The sequence below is a fragment of the Mesorhizobium sp. B2-3-15 genome, from assembly GCF_006442875.1.
GTDB classification, from domain to species: Bacteria; Pseudomonadota; Alphaproteobacteria; order Rhizobiales; family Rhizobiaceae; genus Mesorhizobium; species Mesorhizobium australicum.
Genome location: NZ_VFVO01000012.1, coordinates 92,548 through 107,764, shown reverse-complemented (window position 1 = coordinate 107,764; position 15,217 = coordinate 92,548). Strand labels below are relative to the sequence as shown.

The window sequence follows — 15,217 nt, the reverse complement described above, 5'->3', positions numbered from 1 at the left end:
ACGATATCGGGATCGAGCGTCAGGACGACGCCCTGGAGCCGTCTTCCATGACCGGCTCGACGAACCGGTGCAGCTTGGCCGGATTGCCGCGCCAGATCGAGTTGGGCTCCAACTCCTCGCCCTTCATCACGAAGGAATCGGCATCGACCATCGATCCCTTGCCCATCACCACGCCGTAATGGACAAAGGCGGAAGGTCCGAGCGTGCAGCCATCGCCGATACGGATGAAGTCGGACTTGAACGCACCTTCTTCCAGCGAGTGGGCCTGGATGACGCAGCCTTCATTGAGCGTGACGTCATCGCCGATCACCACGAGGGAACGCTCGGTCAGGTTGGCGCCGCCGTCATAGACGCGCTTGCCCACCTTGACCCCAAGCATGCGCAGGATCATCGGCCGGAACGGGGTGCCGGCGAACAGGCGCACAACAGGCGAATCCGCGAGCTTCCAGTGGCGCTCGTGGCGCCAGAATGTGACGTCGTAGATCGTCGTTATCTGCGGCTTCAGCTTGCGAAAACCGAGGCTTGCCCGCTCGACAAAGATGTAGAACGGAATGGTGATCGCCGAGGTCAAAAGCACCGCCACGAAGAGGGCGATCTCAGCCCATTCGGTGTAGTAGTTCAGTGCCCGGTCCCAGATCGCAAGCGTGGCGAACAGCATGACCCATTGCGTTGCCATGAACAGGAGGATCGTCACCAGATTGTGACGGTTCTTGAGCGGGATGCGCTGGCGTCGGTCTTGCTCGTCGATGCCGGCGATGAGTTCCTTGTCGCGGTTCACCATGCGCGGGATTTCAAAGGGCGGCGAGCCCAGAAGGCCGACATTCTCGCGCAGTGGCCCGTCGATGGGGACCATCACCTTGGTGCCGAGCAGGACGTTGTCGCCCGTGCGTCCATCCGGCGGATAGTAGATGTTGTTGCCGAGATAGTTGCGCTCGCCGATCCGGGTCGGCTCGAGCCGGAACGCGGAAGCGGACTTGTGCATGTTGATCATGAAAAGCCCGTCCGACACCATGGTCTGGGTGCCGATCTCGCACAGGAGCGGGTTTTCGTGCTGCTGGTTGGAGCCGAAATTGGAGCCCGTCTGCACCACCTTATTGAGGTTCCAGCCGATGGCGCTCATGTAATGGACGATGGCCGAGCTATCACCGAACAGCAGCCCGAGCACGCGGGAGTTGCTCGAGAACTCGGCAACCGTCTGCAGCCAGTAGCGGAAGCCATAAAGCGTGTAAGTACGGCCGGGTTTCAGGATCAGGCTGAACAGGCGCGGCACCACCGTGGCGGCGAAAAAGGCCGCGGCGATGTAGCCGAACAGTGTGACCGTGGTGCCGATCGCCACAATGCCGATGGTCTCCTGATAGTCGTCGCCGACATTCTCCCAATAGCTGTGGAACAAAAGCGGCAGCGGGGTGACGATGGCAAACAGGCCTATTAGCTGCACGGCCTCATAGAGGAAGCGCCGGATGCGGGGAGGATTGACGTTGCGCACCTTGCAATAGTCCGCCGTGGTCGGCACCGCGGGCGATCCATGCCAGTGTTCGCCGTCGGGGATGCTTTGCCCGTGCTGCAGCGAGGAAGAATGACCGAGCTGGCCGCCGTCGCCGATCGCGGTGTCGATGTCGAGCGTGCAGCCGACGCCGACGAAGGCGTCGCGGCCGATGGTCAGCGGCCCGGTGTGGATATAGCCGGCCTGGGCGCGATAGCCGAGGATCAATGATTCCTTGCGCAGGATCGTTCGGTCGCCGATCGAAATCAGGTCCGTGCACACCGGCACGGCCCGGGATTCGATGACCACGTTCTTGCCGATCCTGGTTCCCAGAAGCTGCAGGTAGAGGCTGTAGAGCGGGCTTCCGCGGAACAGCACGACGGGTGCCGTGCGGATCAAGGTTTTGACCACCCAGAAGCGATAGTAGCGCAGGCCCCAGATCGGGAACGCTTCCGCCTTCCAGCGGCCCACCAGCACCCATTTGGCGGCAATGGCGAAGCCCGACATGCCGAAGAACACGCCGGCAGAGAGCACCACGCACCTGACGTAAAGCTGCAGCGGGTCGTCGAGCGTGTCATAGACCCAGTTGAGGCCGTCATTGATCGCCCACAGCGCCACGTAGCTGTAGAGCGCGTAAAACAGCAACTGCGCCGCGCCGCAGGTCCAGTAGACGAAATTGGACGCCTGGCGGGTGAGAACGGGCTCGTTGGTGGCCGTCGTCATCTCTTCCGCGACGCTCAGGTGCTTGGCCAGGCGCGCCACCGTCGGATAGAGATAGATGTCGCGCATCGACGTCGTCGCCCATTCCTTGCGGGTGCGCACACGCGCGCAAAAATGCGCCATCAGCAACGAGTTGGCGCCGAGATCGTCGAAGAAATTGTCCTCGACGGACACGTCGTCGAACTTCAGCACGGCGCATAGCGCGTCGGCCAGGAAACGCTCGTCGTCATTGCCGGGCGGCACCATGGCGCGATCGGCCGAGAGCCGGATGCTGGTTGGTTTGGGCAACTGGCGAAGGTCGACCTTGTTGGAGACCGTCATCGGGATCGCCGGCAGTTCCTCCAGATAGGAGGGCACCATGTAGTCGGGCAGCCGCCGCTTCATCGTCTGGGCAATGTCGGCGCGCGAGAGCGCCGGCTGGCCGACCTTGGGCGCGTAATAGGCAACGAGTTCGACGCGGCCGGGCTCGATCTCCCAGGTGGTGACGGCGGCCTGCGCGATCTCGGGCTGGTCGAGCAGCACGGCCTCGATCTCGCCGAGTTCAATGCGATAGCCGCGGATCTTCACTTGGGTATCGATGCGCCCGGCATACTCGATCTCGCCGGCGTCACTGATCCGGCCAAGGTCGCCGGTGCGGTAGATGCGCTTCGACGGGTTGTTCGGCAGGCCGAGGAAATCGGCGATGAACTTCTGTTCGGTCAGGTCCGGCCGGTTGAGATAGCCGGCCGCCAGCCCGATGCCTGCAATGCCGATCTCGCCCAGTTCGCCAGGTTCGGCGAGCCGCGGCAGCGAAGGGTCGAGAATGACGATCGAGTAGGTGGGCAGCGGCGCGCCGATCGTCACCGGCCGGTCCGGCGTCAATGCACCCATGGTTGCCGTGACGGTCGCCTCGGTGGGGCCATAGGTGTTGAGGATCTGCCGGCCGGGCTTCGACCAGCGCACCACCAGATTGTGCGGGCAGGCCTCGCCGCCGACCAGCAGCGTGCGCAGGCTGGGCACGTCCGATGTCATGGACGACAGAAGCGTCGGGCTGCAGGCCATGCAGGTGATGTCGTGATGGCGCAGGAAATCGCCGAGCTCTTCGCCCACGAGAGGCATCTGGCCTGGTGCCGGCACGACCGTCGCGCCGGCGACGAACGGCACCCAGATCTCCTCGGAGGAAAAATCGAAGGCGATGGTCATGCCCTGGTAGACGCGATCGCCCGGCCGGTAGCCGTAGGATGCGGCGGCGACGCGGATGAAGTTGACGAAGCTCTGGTGGCGGATGGCCACGCCCTTCGGCCTGCCAGTCGTGCCGGACGTATAGAGGATGTAACAGATGTCTTCGACCGCCGTGGGGGCCGGCGCCTTGTGCGTCTTCAGCGGCGCGTCGGACTGGGCTGATATTTCGGCGGCGGCGCTGTCGATCAACAGGTGCGGAACCGGCAGCTGGTCGGCCCGCGAAGCGTAGGTGGCGATGGTGACGACCAGGCTGACGCTGGCGTCTTCGATGATGAGCGCCATGCGCTCTTGCGGAAAGGCGGTGGCCAGCGGCACGAAGGCGGCACCCGCCTTCGCCACGGCGAGCAGGGCCACATAGGTTTCCGCGGACCGGTCGAGGATGAGCCCGACACGGTGACCCGGCCGCACGCCGCGCTTGACCAGCAGGCGAGCAAATTGGTTGGCGCGCTTGTCCAGCTCCCGATAGGTCCAGGTGCGGCCCTCGGAGATCACCGCCGGCAGCGTGGCGAATGTTCCGGCGAGTTGCTCGAAGACTTTGTCGAGCCGCTCGTCCGGTTGGCCTGCCCGGGCAAAATCGGCGCCCGCCAGGACCTGGCCGTGCGCTCCGGAGGCAATTCCCGCAAGTGCATCGACGCTGTCGGAGCTGGTCTCGGGCCCTGCGCCCAATCGTGCCGCTTCCCTGTCCAGTTCGGCGATATCGATACCGTGGTCCATTTCCAAACTTTCTCGTCCTGGCAAGCCGTTACAGGCACATCTCGGTCACGCCGCCGCGCCGGCGGGCATTGCCGGCTGTACCGTCGCTGCAATTTGATCGTTGTTCATGGAGGGGGAACGACTGAAGCTTCCAGAACGGAAGATTCCGGAATTCAGACCGGCGATCGCCGGCCGCACCCTCTTTGGCCGGGCGGTTATCACGGAATCGACCGCCCTGTCTTCACAGTTTCGGGAGCACGGGCGTAGGGCGCAAGCGCGCGCATTGCCTGGGCGCTGCCGGCGGCGAGCGACATGCCAGGCAGGGCACCCATCGATCCGTTCGAACCTCGTTGCATTGCCGTACCCAATTCCGTGCCCCTGTGTCCGTGCGCCTGCATCCGTGCACTTGTGCGGCGGCCAGATTTCCGGCCGTTGAGGGATGCTTATGCCATCCGATCTTTTCGCCAGTTTTTCCGAACTGTTGAATCTTGTTTCTGAATTGTGTCTGGGCAGCTTTCCGTAGGGCCGCTTTCTGCGGTTTCAGCCCTTCCAGAAAAATCTCATAGCGCCCGGGAATAAAGCGCGGCCCTTGCGGGTCTTCTCTGCAAGCGGGGCAATCTTGCGGTCCGCGACCCATAGAAAACGAAACAAGGATTTACCGAAATGACCAAGCTCGCTCTCAGCGTGGCTGCGATGTTGCTTGCCTCGACTTCTGCCTTTGCCGGCAGCGACCATTTCAACGCCAATGCCCCCAACCAGCCGGGCGTCGCCGTCGACACCAATGCCACCGCCTCGATCCCCTACACGGCACGTCCTCACGGCGTCGACACCAAGGTGACGACCAAGCCGAGCCGGCCGGCGACCAAATCCGATGCGGACGAACCCGGCCAGGGCATCTGGGGCAACTGAGTTCACGGGTCGACACCCGATCCCGGCGGCGCCAATCCGATCCGCGACCAGCGACGGAGGGCCAGGGCTTGGCGCTCCGTCATTCCCTTCGACCTTTCGCCTTAGCCACCACTCAACAGAGGAGATCATCATGTTCAGCATGTCACGCCGCACAGTGCTTCAATCCGCCGCCGCCGCTGCCGCCTTCGGCCTTGCCGGCAAGCTGGAATTCACCCGTCCCGCTTTCGCGCAGACGCCGGTGGAACCCACCGTCGGTTTCTACAAATACACGGTCGGCGATATCGAGGTGACCGCCGTCTATGACGGCATCTGGAAGAAGCCGCACGACCCGGCCTTCATCAAGGATGTTTCGGTCGACGATACCAAGGCAGCGCTCGCCAAGGCGGGGCTGACGACCGACTTCATGCCCATTCCGCTCACCGTAGCCGTGCTCAAGATGGGCGGCAGGCTGATCATGATGGATGCCGGCTCGGGCGTCGGCCAGTGGCAGGCCAACGCCACGCACCTGCCGGCCAACATGGCCGCCGCCGGAATCGACTACAAGGCGATCGACACCATCATGATCTCGCATTTCCACCCCGACCATGTCTGGGGCCTCATGGAGAAGGGCACCAACACGCCGGTGTTCCCCAATGCCGAGCTCATCGTCAACGCCACCGAATACAATTGGTGGACCGACCCGAGCAGGCTGGCGAAGCTGCCCGAGGGCCGCAAGCCGGCGGGCAAGCGCATCGCCGAAAACTTCCCGAAATGGAAGAACTGGAAGCTGGTCGAGGATGGCGCCGAGGTCGCGCCCGGCATCCAGATCATCGCCGCCCCCGGCCACACGCCCGGCCATTCGGTGTACCTCGCCAATTCCGGCAAGGAACAACTGATGATCTCGGCCGACACCATGTATGTGCCGGCGCTTCTCGCACCGCATCCGGAATGGCAGGGCGCCTATGACCAGGACGGGCCGACGGCGATCGCCACGCGCCACAAGATCATCGACCGGGTGATCGCGGACAACATCCGCATTTCCGGTTCGCACTTCCCGTTCCCGGGCACCGGCGTCTTCGTCAAGGACGGCAATGCCTACGGCTTCACGCCTGTCGAAATCTGAGCGCGAGCTCCCAACCCAAGCGAGACAGACAATGAAACAATCCTTTTTGGGCAAGCACGCCCTGTTCGGCCTGCTCGGCGCCATTGCCGTGCTGACCGTGGTTCCCGTCGCAACCATCATCCCAGCCTATGCGGTCGACGACATCGAGGGCGCCGACGCGCCCGACCTCACCGCCGTCAAGGCCAAGATCGACGCCAAGGATTACAAGGGCGCGCTGGCGGACCTGCGCGACCTCGCGCAGGACAACCAGCAGGCCGACGTCTACAATTTGCTCGGCTTCACGCTGCGCAAGACCGGCGACTTCACCACCGCGCTGACCTACTACAACAAGGCACTGGAGCTGAAACCCGACCACAAGGCCGCCCGCGAATATCTGGGCGAGCTCTATGTCGAAACCGGCGACATGGCCAAGGCCGATGAGCAACTGGCCTCGCTGCAGAAACTGTGCCCGACCGGCTGCGACGAGCTTTCCGACCTGCGGAAAGCCATCGATACCAAGGTGACGAAGTAAGTTCTCCCCCCGGATTGCCCCCACTTGCGAAGGGCAATTCGGGGCAATCCGACCTCCCCCTCGGGGAGAGGAGGCGCCGCCTTTCTCTTCTCCCCGCTGGGGAGAGGTGGCCGCGAAGCGCCCGGATGAGGGGCTTGGCGCTAACCCACCAAAGTTCGGGCGCTCGTGGCTGGCGCCCATTGCCGGAGCCGGCGCCTCTCCCTCGAGCCGGCTCCGGCCCTTTCAAGCATCACATTCGGCAGGCGCCGTCCTCGCGCGGCGCATGCACGGTGTCAAAATATCGGAGGCTGACCATGACCCTGAACGAACGCGCCGAGAAGCTGCACGCCCTCGCCATCAAACTCTATGTCAGGGATCTGACCCTGCTTGTCGGACGCCTGCTCATGTCCTTCATCTTCCTGCATGAGGGGGTGACACTGGCCACCCATTTCGACGGCGCCACCAAGGCGATGGCCGCGCAAGGCGTCGGTCTGCCGCTGTTTGTCGCCACCATCGCGTTGCAACTGGGGGCAGGGCTCTCGGTGGCAACGGGCGTGCTGACGCGGCTGGGGGCGATCGGCCTCGGCCTCTTCTGCCTGGCAACGGCCACACTGTTCCACACCAACTTCGCCAGCCAGAGCGAGCTGCTGAATTTCGAAAAGGATCTGGCGATCGCCGGCGGCATGTTCGTTCTGGCCGTCGCCGGCGCCGGCCGGATCTCGCTGGATTGGCTGCTGGCCCGTACCCTGCAGCAGCGCCAGCGCGATAGGGAAACGGTGGCGTCGCTGCTGGCGGTCGAGAACCAGTTTTCCCCAGAGGTGAGGCTGCCGGTCTGAGGAGGAGCTGAGCCCGCGCGACCCGTTCAAGCGCCTGCGACACGTACTTTGCTGGAACCAGCCTTGATGCTCCGCATTCTATAAGCAGGGGCTGAAGGAGCGTGACGTGAAAGCGATTTTGGCATTGGTCGGCGGCTTTGTCTTGACCCTTGCGGTCTTCGGCAGCGGGCTGGGCTTTGCCGCCTGGCTGCTCGCCGCCAAGCCCGCGCATGAGGCAAGGCCGACTGTCAGCGTGGCGGAACTGTGGACCAGGGACGCGCGGCCGGTGAACAAGGCGGCGCAAAATCTGCAACGCTTGCCAGCCGACCAGCCCGCGCCGCCCGATATCGCCGTCAAGCCGCGGGCACCCGATCCGGCCGCGACCGGATCGATCGCGCCGGCTGCTGGAGCCGACGCGCTGCCGGCGTCCCATGTCAGTTGGTGCGCGAACCGCTACCGCTCCTACAATCCGGACGACAACAGCTACATGTCTTATAGCGGGCAGCAGCGCCCCTGCGTCTCGCCCTATCTCGACGCCGGCGACGACCAGGGCGCGCAGCCATCGGCAGCCGTCAGCTATGTCGAGGGGGGTGTCGCCCCGGCGGTCGCCACGACGGCGCTTTCCGCCGACCATGTCGATTCCTGCTTCAGCCGCTACCGCTCCTACAGGCCCGACGACAACAGCTATCAGCCATATTCCGGGGGACCCAGGCGCCAGTGCGAGTAGCCGCCGGTGCCATGCAGGCCTGGCTGAAGGGTTGCATCTTGTCATCCCGACGATCACGCAAATTTTTTGGATCGTTCGCACCGGCGCGGCGTTCATGCCTCACATGAGTGGAGGAATGACATGAGCGACGACGACCGCGACGACAAGATCAGGAACCGCGCCTACGAGATCTGGCAACGCGAAGGCGGCGGCGATGGCGACCATGAGCGGCACTGGAGCCGGGCCGAGATGGAGATCGACAGGGAAGCCGCCCTGCCGCTGACGGCGGATGACGCGCTGCCACAAACCGGCGAGATCGCGAGCTCCGACGTTCTGACGGTGGAGGAACTGGCGATCCGCGCGGGCATATCGGGCGAGGAGGCGCAGGAGCTGATCGACCGTCTCGGCACCGACCGCGCCGCGATCGAGCAAGCCGCGCGCAGCCTCAAGCCAAAGCGCGGGCGCTGAACGCGCGAGCCTTTCGAAACAACGCGTTGGTGCAACTCGATGACAAGATGATTCATCGAGCCACCGAGCGCAAAACCATGATCGCCCCGAAGCCGGCGCTCTCTTGGAGCACTATCCCTGGTCATCTCCGACAATGTCGGAACCCTTGGCCGCCTCGGAGGTTCACCCTGTCCCACCGCAAAGGAGATGCACTCATGGACCACGCCAATCACGTAAGGCTCAGCCGCGCCGAACTGACCCCGGATACGCTTGAAGGCGCGACCATCTACGGCCCCAACGACGAGAAGATCGGCTCCGTCGACCATATGCATGGCAGCAGCCAGGTCGTCATCGACGTCGGCGGCTTCCTCGGCATCGGCGCCAAGCCGGTCGCCGTCGCCGCCAACGAACTCGATTTCATGCGCGACGAGGACGGCGACGTTCACGCCGTGACCAGCTGGACCAAGGACCAGCTGAAAGCCATGCCCGAACACCGCGACTGACAATAGGAAGGGCTCGGCGATCGTCGGGCCCTTCGTCCTTTCCTGAGGAGAGACCGATGATCAGGAAGTTGAAAGACGGAAAATATCGGCTTTATTCAAGGAAAAAGGACGAGAAGACGGGCAAGCGGCGGAATCTGGGCACGTTCGACAGCCGCGAAGCGGCGGAGAAGCACGAAAGGGAAGTGCAGTATTTCAAGCGGCATTGAAGGGATCGCTGTTGCATAGCGGTACACAGAGACCGAGGCCGCTGTAGGCCTGTCGGCCTCCTAGGGGGCCAGCAAAGCGCGGCGGACCTTTCAGCCGCGCTTGCAAGCCATATGGAACCAAATACGCGGCCACGCGTTAAGGGCTTCGGCCTGATCCGGCCGGGGGTTCGCGTGGAGGGGTTTTTGGGCGCATCTCGGTTACCAAAAGAACAACTGGACTCTCGACAAATCCTTAGCGCTCTCAAAGCTTTTCGAAACGGCGATTTCTCCGTCCGCATCGAAAACGTCTATGATGGGCTGAGTGGCGAGATTGCAGACACGTTCAATCAAATCGTCGAACTCAATGACCAGGTGACGCGGGAATTCGCGCGGCTCAGCCGGGTGGTCGGCAAGGACGGGCGCATCAGCGAGCGCGGCCATGTCAGGAACGCCAAAGGTAGCTGGGAATCGAGCGTCCGATCGGTCAACGACCTGATCGAGGACATGGTGCAACCGACCGCCGAGGTGGCCCGGGTCATCGGCGCCGTCGCCAAGGGCGATCTGTCCCAGACCATGATGGTGGAGATCGACGGCAGGCCGCTGCGCGGCGAATTCCTGCGGATCGGCAAGATCGTCAACACAATGGTCGAGCAACTCGCCTCGTTCACTTCGGAGGTGACGCGCGTGGCGCGCGAGGTCGGCACCGAGGGCAAGCTAGGCGGTCAGGCCCGGGTCAAGGGGGTGGCGGGCACCTGGAAGGATCTGACCGACAATGTGAACGCGATGGCGACCAACCTGACGAGCCAGGTGCGCAACATCGCGGAGGTGACCACCGCAGTCGCTTCGGGCGATTTGTCGAAGAAGATCACCGTCGACGTGAAGGGCGAGATCCTGGAGCTGAAGTCGACCATCAACACCATGGTCGACCAGCTCAACTCGTTTGCCGGCGAGGTGACGCGCGTCGCGCGCGAAGTCGGCACCGAGGGAAAGCTCGGCGGCCAAGCCCGCGTCGAGGGCGTCGGTGGCACCTGGAAGGACCTGACGGACAGCGTGAACCTGATGGCCGCCAATTTGACCGGCCAGGTCCGCAATATCGCCGATGTGACGACCGCGGTCGCGCTCGGCGACCTGTCGAAGAAGATCACCGTCGACGTGAAGGGAGAGATTCTGGAGCTGAAGTCCACCATCAATACGATGGTCGACCAGCTCAACTCATTTGCCGGCGAGGTGACGCGCGTTGCACGCGAGGTCGGCACGGAGGGAAAGCTCGGCGGGCAGGCGCAGGTGCGGGGTGTCGCCGGAACCTGGAAAGATTTGACCGATAACGTCAATTCTATGGCGGCCAACCTGACCGGCCAGGTGCGCAACATCGCCGAAGTGACCACCGCGGTGGCTCTTGGCGATCTGTCGAAGAAGATCACGGTCGACGTGAAGGGCGAGATCCTGGAGCTCAAGAACACCATCAACACGATGGTGGACCAGCTGAATTCCTTCGCCTCGGAAGTGACGCGCGTCGCGCGCGAAGTCGGCACCGAGGGAAAGCTCGGCGGTCAGGCGGAAGTCCGTGGCGTCGGAGGCACCTGGAAAGACCTGACCGACAACGTCAATCTGATGGCCGCCAATCTCACCGGCCAGGTGCGCAACATCGCCGATGTGACGACGGCCGTCGCGCGGGGTGATCTCTCCAAGAAGATCACGGTCGACGTGAAGGGCGAAATCCTCGAGCTCAAGAACACCGTCAACACGATGGTGGACCAGCTCAACTCATTCGCCTCCGAAGTCACGCGCGTTGCCCGCGAAGTGGGCTCGGAGGGAAAACTCGGCGGCCAGGCCCATGTCGAGGGGGTCGGCGGCACCTGGAAGGACCTGACCGACAACGTCAACGCCATGGCCGGCAACCTGACCGTGCAGTTGCGCGATGTCTCCAAGGTCGCGACCGCGATCGCGACCGGCGATCTCACCCAGAAAATCACCGTCGATGCGCTGGGAGAGATTCTGCAGATCAAGGACGTCATCAACACGATGGTGGACCAGCTGAACTCCTTCGCATCCGAGGTGACGCGCGTGGCCCGCGAAGTGGGGTCGGACGGCAAGCTTGGCGGCCAGGCACAGGTCCGCGGTGTCGCCGGTACGTGGAAGGACCTGACGGATAACGTCAACGCCATGGCCGCCAATCTGACGGGCCAGGTCCGCAACATCGCGGAAGTGACGACCGCCGTTGCGCTGGGCGACCTGTCGAAAAAGATCACGGTCGACGTTCGCGGCGAAATTCTCGAGCTCAAGGACACCATCAACACGATGGTGGATCAGCTCAACTCTTTTGCCTCGGAAGTGACGCGTGTCGCGCGCGAAGTCGGCACCGAGGGGAAGCTTGGCGGCCAGGCACAGGTGCGCGGCGTCGCCGGCACCTGGAAGGACCTGACCGACAACGTCAATTCGATGGCCGAGAATCTGACCGGCCAGGTGCGCAACATCGCCGATGTGACGACCGCGGTGGCGCGAGGCGATCTGTCGAAGAAGATCACCGTCGACGTCAAGGGCGAGATCCTGGAGCTGAAGTCCACCATCAACACCATGGTAGACCAGCTCAACTCATTCGCGGGCGAGGTGACGCGTGTGGCGCGCGAAGTCGGCACCGAGGGCAAGCTCGGCGGCCAGGCACAGGTCGAGGGCGTGGCGGGCACCTGGAAGGACCTGACCGACAACGTCAACCTCATGGCGACCAACCTGACCAACCAGGTGCGCGGCATCGCCGATGTCGTCACCGCCGTGGCGCAGGGCAATCTCAAGCGCAAACTCGCCGTCGATGCCAAGGGCGAGATCGCGTCCCTGGCGGACACCATCAACGGCATGATCGAAACGCTGGCGACCTTCGCCGATCAGGTGACCAACGTCGCCCGCGAGGTCGGCATCGAGGGCAAGCTCGGCGGCCAGGCGAGGGTGCCTGGCGCCGCCGGCCTGTGGCGCGACCTGACCGACAACGTCAACCAGCTGGCGGCGAACCTGACCACCCAGGTGCGGGCCATCGCCGAGGTGTCGACCGCGGTCACCAAGGGCGATCTTACGCGTTCCATCAGCGTCCAGGCTTCCGGGGAGGTCGCGGCGCTCAAGGACAACATCAACGAGATGATCCGCAACCTGAAGGATCAGACGCTCAAGAATGCCGAGCAGGATTGGCTGAAGACCAACCTCGCGCGGTTCTCGCGCATGCTGCAGGGCGAGCGCGATTTGGCCACGGTGTCGCGCATGATCATATCGGAACTCGCGCCGCTGGTGAATGCGCAGTATGGTGTTTTCTACGTGACCAATCGCGACGAGGAAGAATCTTATCTGGAACTGGCCGCGTCCTACGCCGCCGAGGGCAAAGCCAAGATCCGCCAGCGTGTGGACTTCCGGGAAGGCCTGATCGGTCAAAGCGCGGCCGACAAACGGGCGATCATGCTCGACGAGGTTCCCTCGAGCTTCCTGCGCATCAGCTCGGGCCTCGGTGAAGCGCCGCCGGCCAGCGCCATCGTTCTGCCGGCATTGTTCGAGGAAGAGGTCAAGGCGGTCATCGAACTCGCTTCGTTCAGCCGCTTCAGCGACACGCATCGCCTGTTCCTCGAGCAATTGATGGAGTCGGTCGGTATCGTGCTCAACACGATCGCCGCGACCATGCGCACGGAAGGGCTTCTCAAGCAGTCACAGCTTCTGACGTCCGAACTGCAGTCGCGCCAGACCGAGCTCACCAAGAAACAGGAAGAGCTTCACGCCACCAACGAGGAATTGCAGGAGAAGGCGCAGCTTCTCGAGAACGAGAAAAAGCAGGTCGAGAACAAGAATCTCGAGATCGAAATGGCCAGACGCGCACTCGAGGAGAAAGCGGAACAGCTGGCGCTGACGTCCAAGTACAAGTCCGAATTCCTGGCCAATATGAGCCACGAGCTGAGGACGCCGCTGAACTCGCTGCTGATCCTGTCCAACCTGCTCGCGACCAACCAGCAGGGCAACCTGAACGACAAGCAGATCGAGTTCGCTCGCACGATCAACTCGGCGGGCACGGATCTGCTCAGCCTCATCAACGACATACTCGATCTTTCGAAAATCGAATCCGGCACGGTTTCGATCGAGCTCAACGACATGCCGCTCGCACATCTGCGCCAGCATATGGAGCGAACCTTCCGGCAGCTTGCGGCCGACAAGGGGCTTGGGTTTACGATCAAGATCGATCAGATCCTGCCCGAGACGATCCGCACGGACGAAAAACGGCTGCAGCAGATCGTCCTCAACCTTTTGTCCAACGCCTTCAAGTTTACCTCTCAAGGCGACGTGACGCTCAGCATCCATGCCGAGCGGACCGGCCGCGCAAACGGCGCGGCGGCACTGCCGCAAGCGCTGGCCATCGCCGTCACCGACACGGGCATCGGCATTCCGGAGGACAAGCAAAAGCTGATCTTCGAGGCGTTCCAACAAGCCGACGGCACCACCAGCCGCAAATATGGCGGCACTGGCCTCGGCCTCTCGATCAGCCGGGAAATCGCCCGCCTGCTCGGCGGCGAGTTGCGCGTCGAAAGCCAGCCTGGAACGGGATCGACCTTCACGCTTGTCATTCCCTTCGACGGCCCGCGCAGCAGCAGTCTTGCACCGCAGGTCGAGCTTTCGCCGGCCGCCGTTTCCGTTGCGGCCAGCAGCACGACAGGAACGCCGGAACTCGCCGACGACCGTGATGCGATCGATCCATCGGACAGGGTGGTGCTGATCGTGGAGGACGACCCCACTTTTGGCGGGCTGCTGCTTGGTCTTGCGCGATCGGCCGGATTGAAAGGCGTGCTCTCCACGGCCGGCTCGGGAACGCTGGCGCTTACGCGCAAGCTCATGCCCGATGCGATCACGTTGGATCTCGGCCTTTCGGACATTGATGGCTGGGTGCTTTTCGACCTTTTACGGCACGATCCGAAGACCAGGAACATACCCATCCACGTTATCTCCGGCGCCGAAGACATCGAGCTCCTCACGCGCCGAGGCGCCGCAAGCGTTTCCAGCAAGCCGGTGTCCGCCGGCGAACTTTCGCGTGTCTTCGACGACATTCAGTCGAGGACGCTCAGGACACAACGCAATGTGCTGGTCGCGGATCCGGACCCCGAGCGTCGCCTGGCGCTGGTCGAAGCCATTCGCGACGGCGTCACGTCGGTCACCGCCATCGGCCGTGTCGCGGCCAATGCCGACGGGGGTGGTATTGCCGGATATGATGCCGTCGTGTTCGGTTTTGGCCGTTCGGCCAAGGACAACGCCCAGATGCTCGATGAGATCATGTCGCAGTTCGGCGATTTTGTCCCGCGCCTGCTCTTCTTCACGCCCCATCCGGACGCCTTTCAACAGCAGATCGCCCTGCATCCGCCGCTCAGCGATGTTCCGCGTGCCGACAACTTTGCCCAGCTTGGCTTGTTGATGTCCGCAGCCCTTCCAGGCGACAGGCCCGACAAGGAAATCCTGGCTTCCGAACAACTCGACAACGCCGATCTGGCCGGGGCCAAGGTTCTGATCGTCGACGACGACATTCGCAACATCTATTCGCTGACCAGCGTGCTGGAAACCTACGGTATCGAGGTGCAGCATGCCGAGCGGGGGCGGGACGGCATAGCCATGCTTGAAGAGGCACCGGACGTCGACGTCGCCCTGATCGACATCATGATGCCCGAGATGGACGGGTACGAGACAATGCGCCGGATACGCTCCCAGCCGGAAATCGCGCACATTCCGCTGATTTCCGTCACGGCCAAGGCGATGAAAGGAGATCGCCAGAAATGTCTGGACGCCGGCGCGTCCGACTACATCGCCAAGCCCGTCGACCTCGACCTGCTCCTCGCCCTGCTGCGGGTTTGGGTCGGTCGCTCGCGCTCGCGAGTGGGGACATCGCGGGCAGACGGCGACGACCGCAATCTGATCGCGCCCCGGCGGATTTAG

General features: G+C 63.3%; 10 protein-coding genes. 9 read left to right on the top strand and 1 reads right to left on the bottom strand.

Annotation, left to right across the window (positions count from 1 at the left end; all coding sequences use genetic code 11):
* Window positions 1-19: 19 nt before the first annotated feature.
* Complete coding sequence (locus tag FJ954_RS23260) at window positions 20-4,138, bottom strand: Pls/PosA family non-ribosomal peptide synthetase (RefSeq protein ID WP_181177902.1); 4,119 nt, start codon at window positions 4,136-4,138, stop codon at window positions 20-22.
* 642 nt (window positions 4,139-4,780) lie between these two features.
* On the opposite strand from FJ954_RS23260, the gene FJ954_RS23255 reads away from it, so the two are divergent.
* From FJ954_RS23255 to FJ954_RS23215, 9 genes are all read left to right on the top strand, one after another.
* Window positions 4,781-5,026, top strand: coding sequence for a DUF680 domain-containing protein (locus FJ954_RS23255; RefSeq protein ID WP_140663400.1), 246 nt, complete (start codon window positions 4,781-4,783; stop codon window positions 5,024-5,026).
* A 130-nt stretch (window positions 5,027-5,156) separates the two neighbouring features.
* Window positions 5,157-6,128, top strand: a complete 972-nt coding sequence (locus FJ954_RS23250) for an MBL fold metallo-hydrolase (protein ID WP_140663398.1) — start codon at window positions 5,157-5,159, stop codon at window positions 6,126-6,128.
* A gap of 31 nt (window positions 6,129-6,159) precedes the next feature.
* The gene (locus FJ954_RS23245) at window positions 6,160-6,639 is read left to right on the top strand and encodes a tetratricopeptide repeat protein (RefSeq protein WP_140617977.1); all 480 of its coding nucleotides are present in this window, start codon (window positions 6,160-6,162) and stop codon (window positions 6,637-6,639) included.
* A 293-nt stretch (window positions 6,640-6,932) separates the two neighbouring features.
* On the top strand, window positions 6,933-7,454 hold the full coding sequence (locus FJ954_RS23240; protein WP_140663396.1) for a DoxX family protein: 522 nt from the start codon (window positions 6,933-6,935) through the stop codon (window positions 7,452-7,454).
* A gap of 106 nt (window positions 7,455-7,560) precedes the next feature.
* Window positions 7,561-8,160: a BA14K family protein gene (locus FJ954_RS23235; protein WP_140663394.1), complete on the top strand. Its 600-nt coding sequence runs from the start codon at window positions 7,561-7,563 to the stop codon at window positions 8,158-8,160.
* Between the two features lie 120 nt (window positions 8,161-8,280).
* The gene (locus FJ954_RS23230; RefSeq protein ID WP_140663392.1) at window positions 8,281-8,607 is read left to right on the top strand and encodes a DUF2934 domain-containing protein; all 327 of its coding nucleotides are present in this window, start codon (window positions 8,281-8,283) and stop codon (window positions 8,605-8,607) included.
* Window positions 8,608-8,801: 194 nt separating this feature from the next.
* Window positions 8,802-9,089 (top strand): hypothetical protein, encoded by a 288-nt coding sequence (locus FJ954_RS23225; protein ID WP_015316916.1) that lies wholly within the window; start codon window positions 8,802-8,804, stop codon window positions 9,087-9,089.
* A 56-nt stretch (window positions 9,090-9,145) separates the two neighbouring features.
* Entirely contained in the window at window positions 9,146-9,295 is a 150-nt protein-coding gene (locus FJ954_RS23220; protein WP_127204769.1) for a hypothetical protein, read from the top strand.
* Between the two features lie 183 nt (window positions 9,296-9,478).
* Complete coding sequence (locus tag FJ954_RS23215) at window positions 9,479-15,217, top strand: HAMP domain-containing protein (protein ID WP_246681130.1); 5,739 nt, start codon at window positions 9,479-9,481, stop codon at window positions 15,215-15,217.

Coding starts and splice junctions, on each gene's coding strand:
- FJ954_RS23260 (WP_181177902.1), bottom strand. CDS start 4,138: ATGGACCACGGTATCGATATCGCCGAACTGGACAGGGAAGCGGCACGA.
- FJ954_RS23255 (WP_140663400.1), top strand. CDS start 4,781: ATGACCAAGCTCGCTCTCAGCGTGGCTGCGATGTTGCTTGCCTCGACT.
- FJ954_RS23250 (WP_140663398.1), top strand. CDS start 5,157: ATGTTCAGCATGTCACGCCGCACAGTGCTTCAATCCGCCGCCGCCGCT.
- FJ954_RS23245 (WP_140617977.1), top strand. CDS start 6,160: ATGAAACAATCCTTTTTGGGCAAGCACGCCCTGTTCGGCCTGCTCGGC.
- FJ954_RS23240 (WP_140663396.1), top strand. CDS start 6,933: ATGACCCTGAACGAACGCGCCGAGAAGCTGCACGCCCTCGCCATCAAA.
- FJ954_RS23230 (WP_140663392.1), top strand. CDS start 8,281: ATGAGCGACGACGACCGCGACGACAAGATCAGGAACCGCGCCTACGAG.
- FJ954_RS23225 (WP_015316916.1), top strand. CDS start 8,802: ATGGACCACGCCAATCACGTAAGGCTCAGCCGCGCCGAACTGACCCCG.
- FJ954_RS23220 (WP_127204769.1), top strand. CDS start 9,146: ATGATCAGGAAGTTGAAAGACGGAAAATATCGGCTTTATTCAAGGAAA.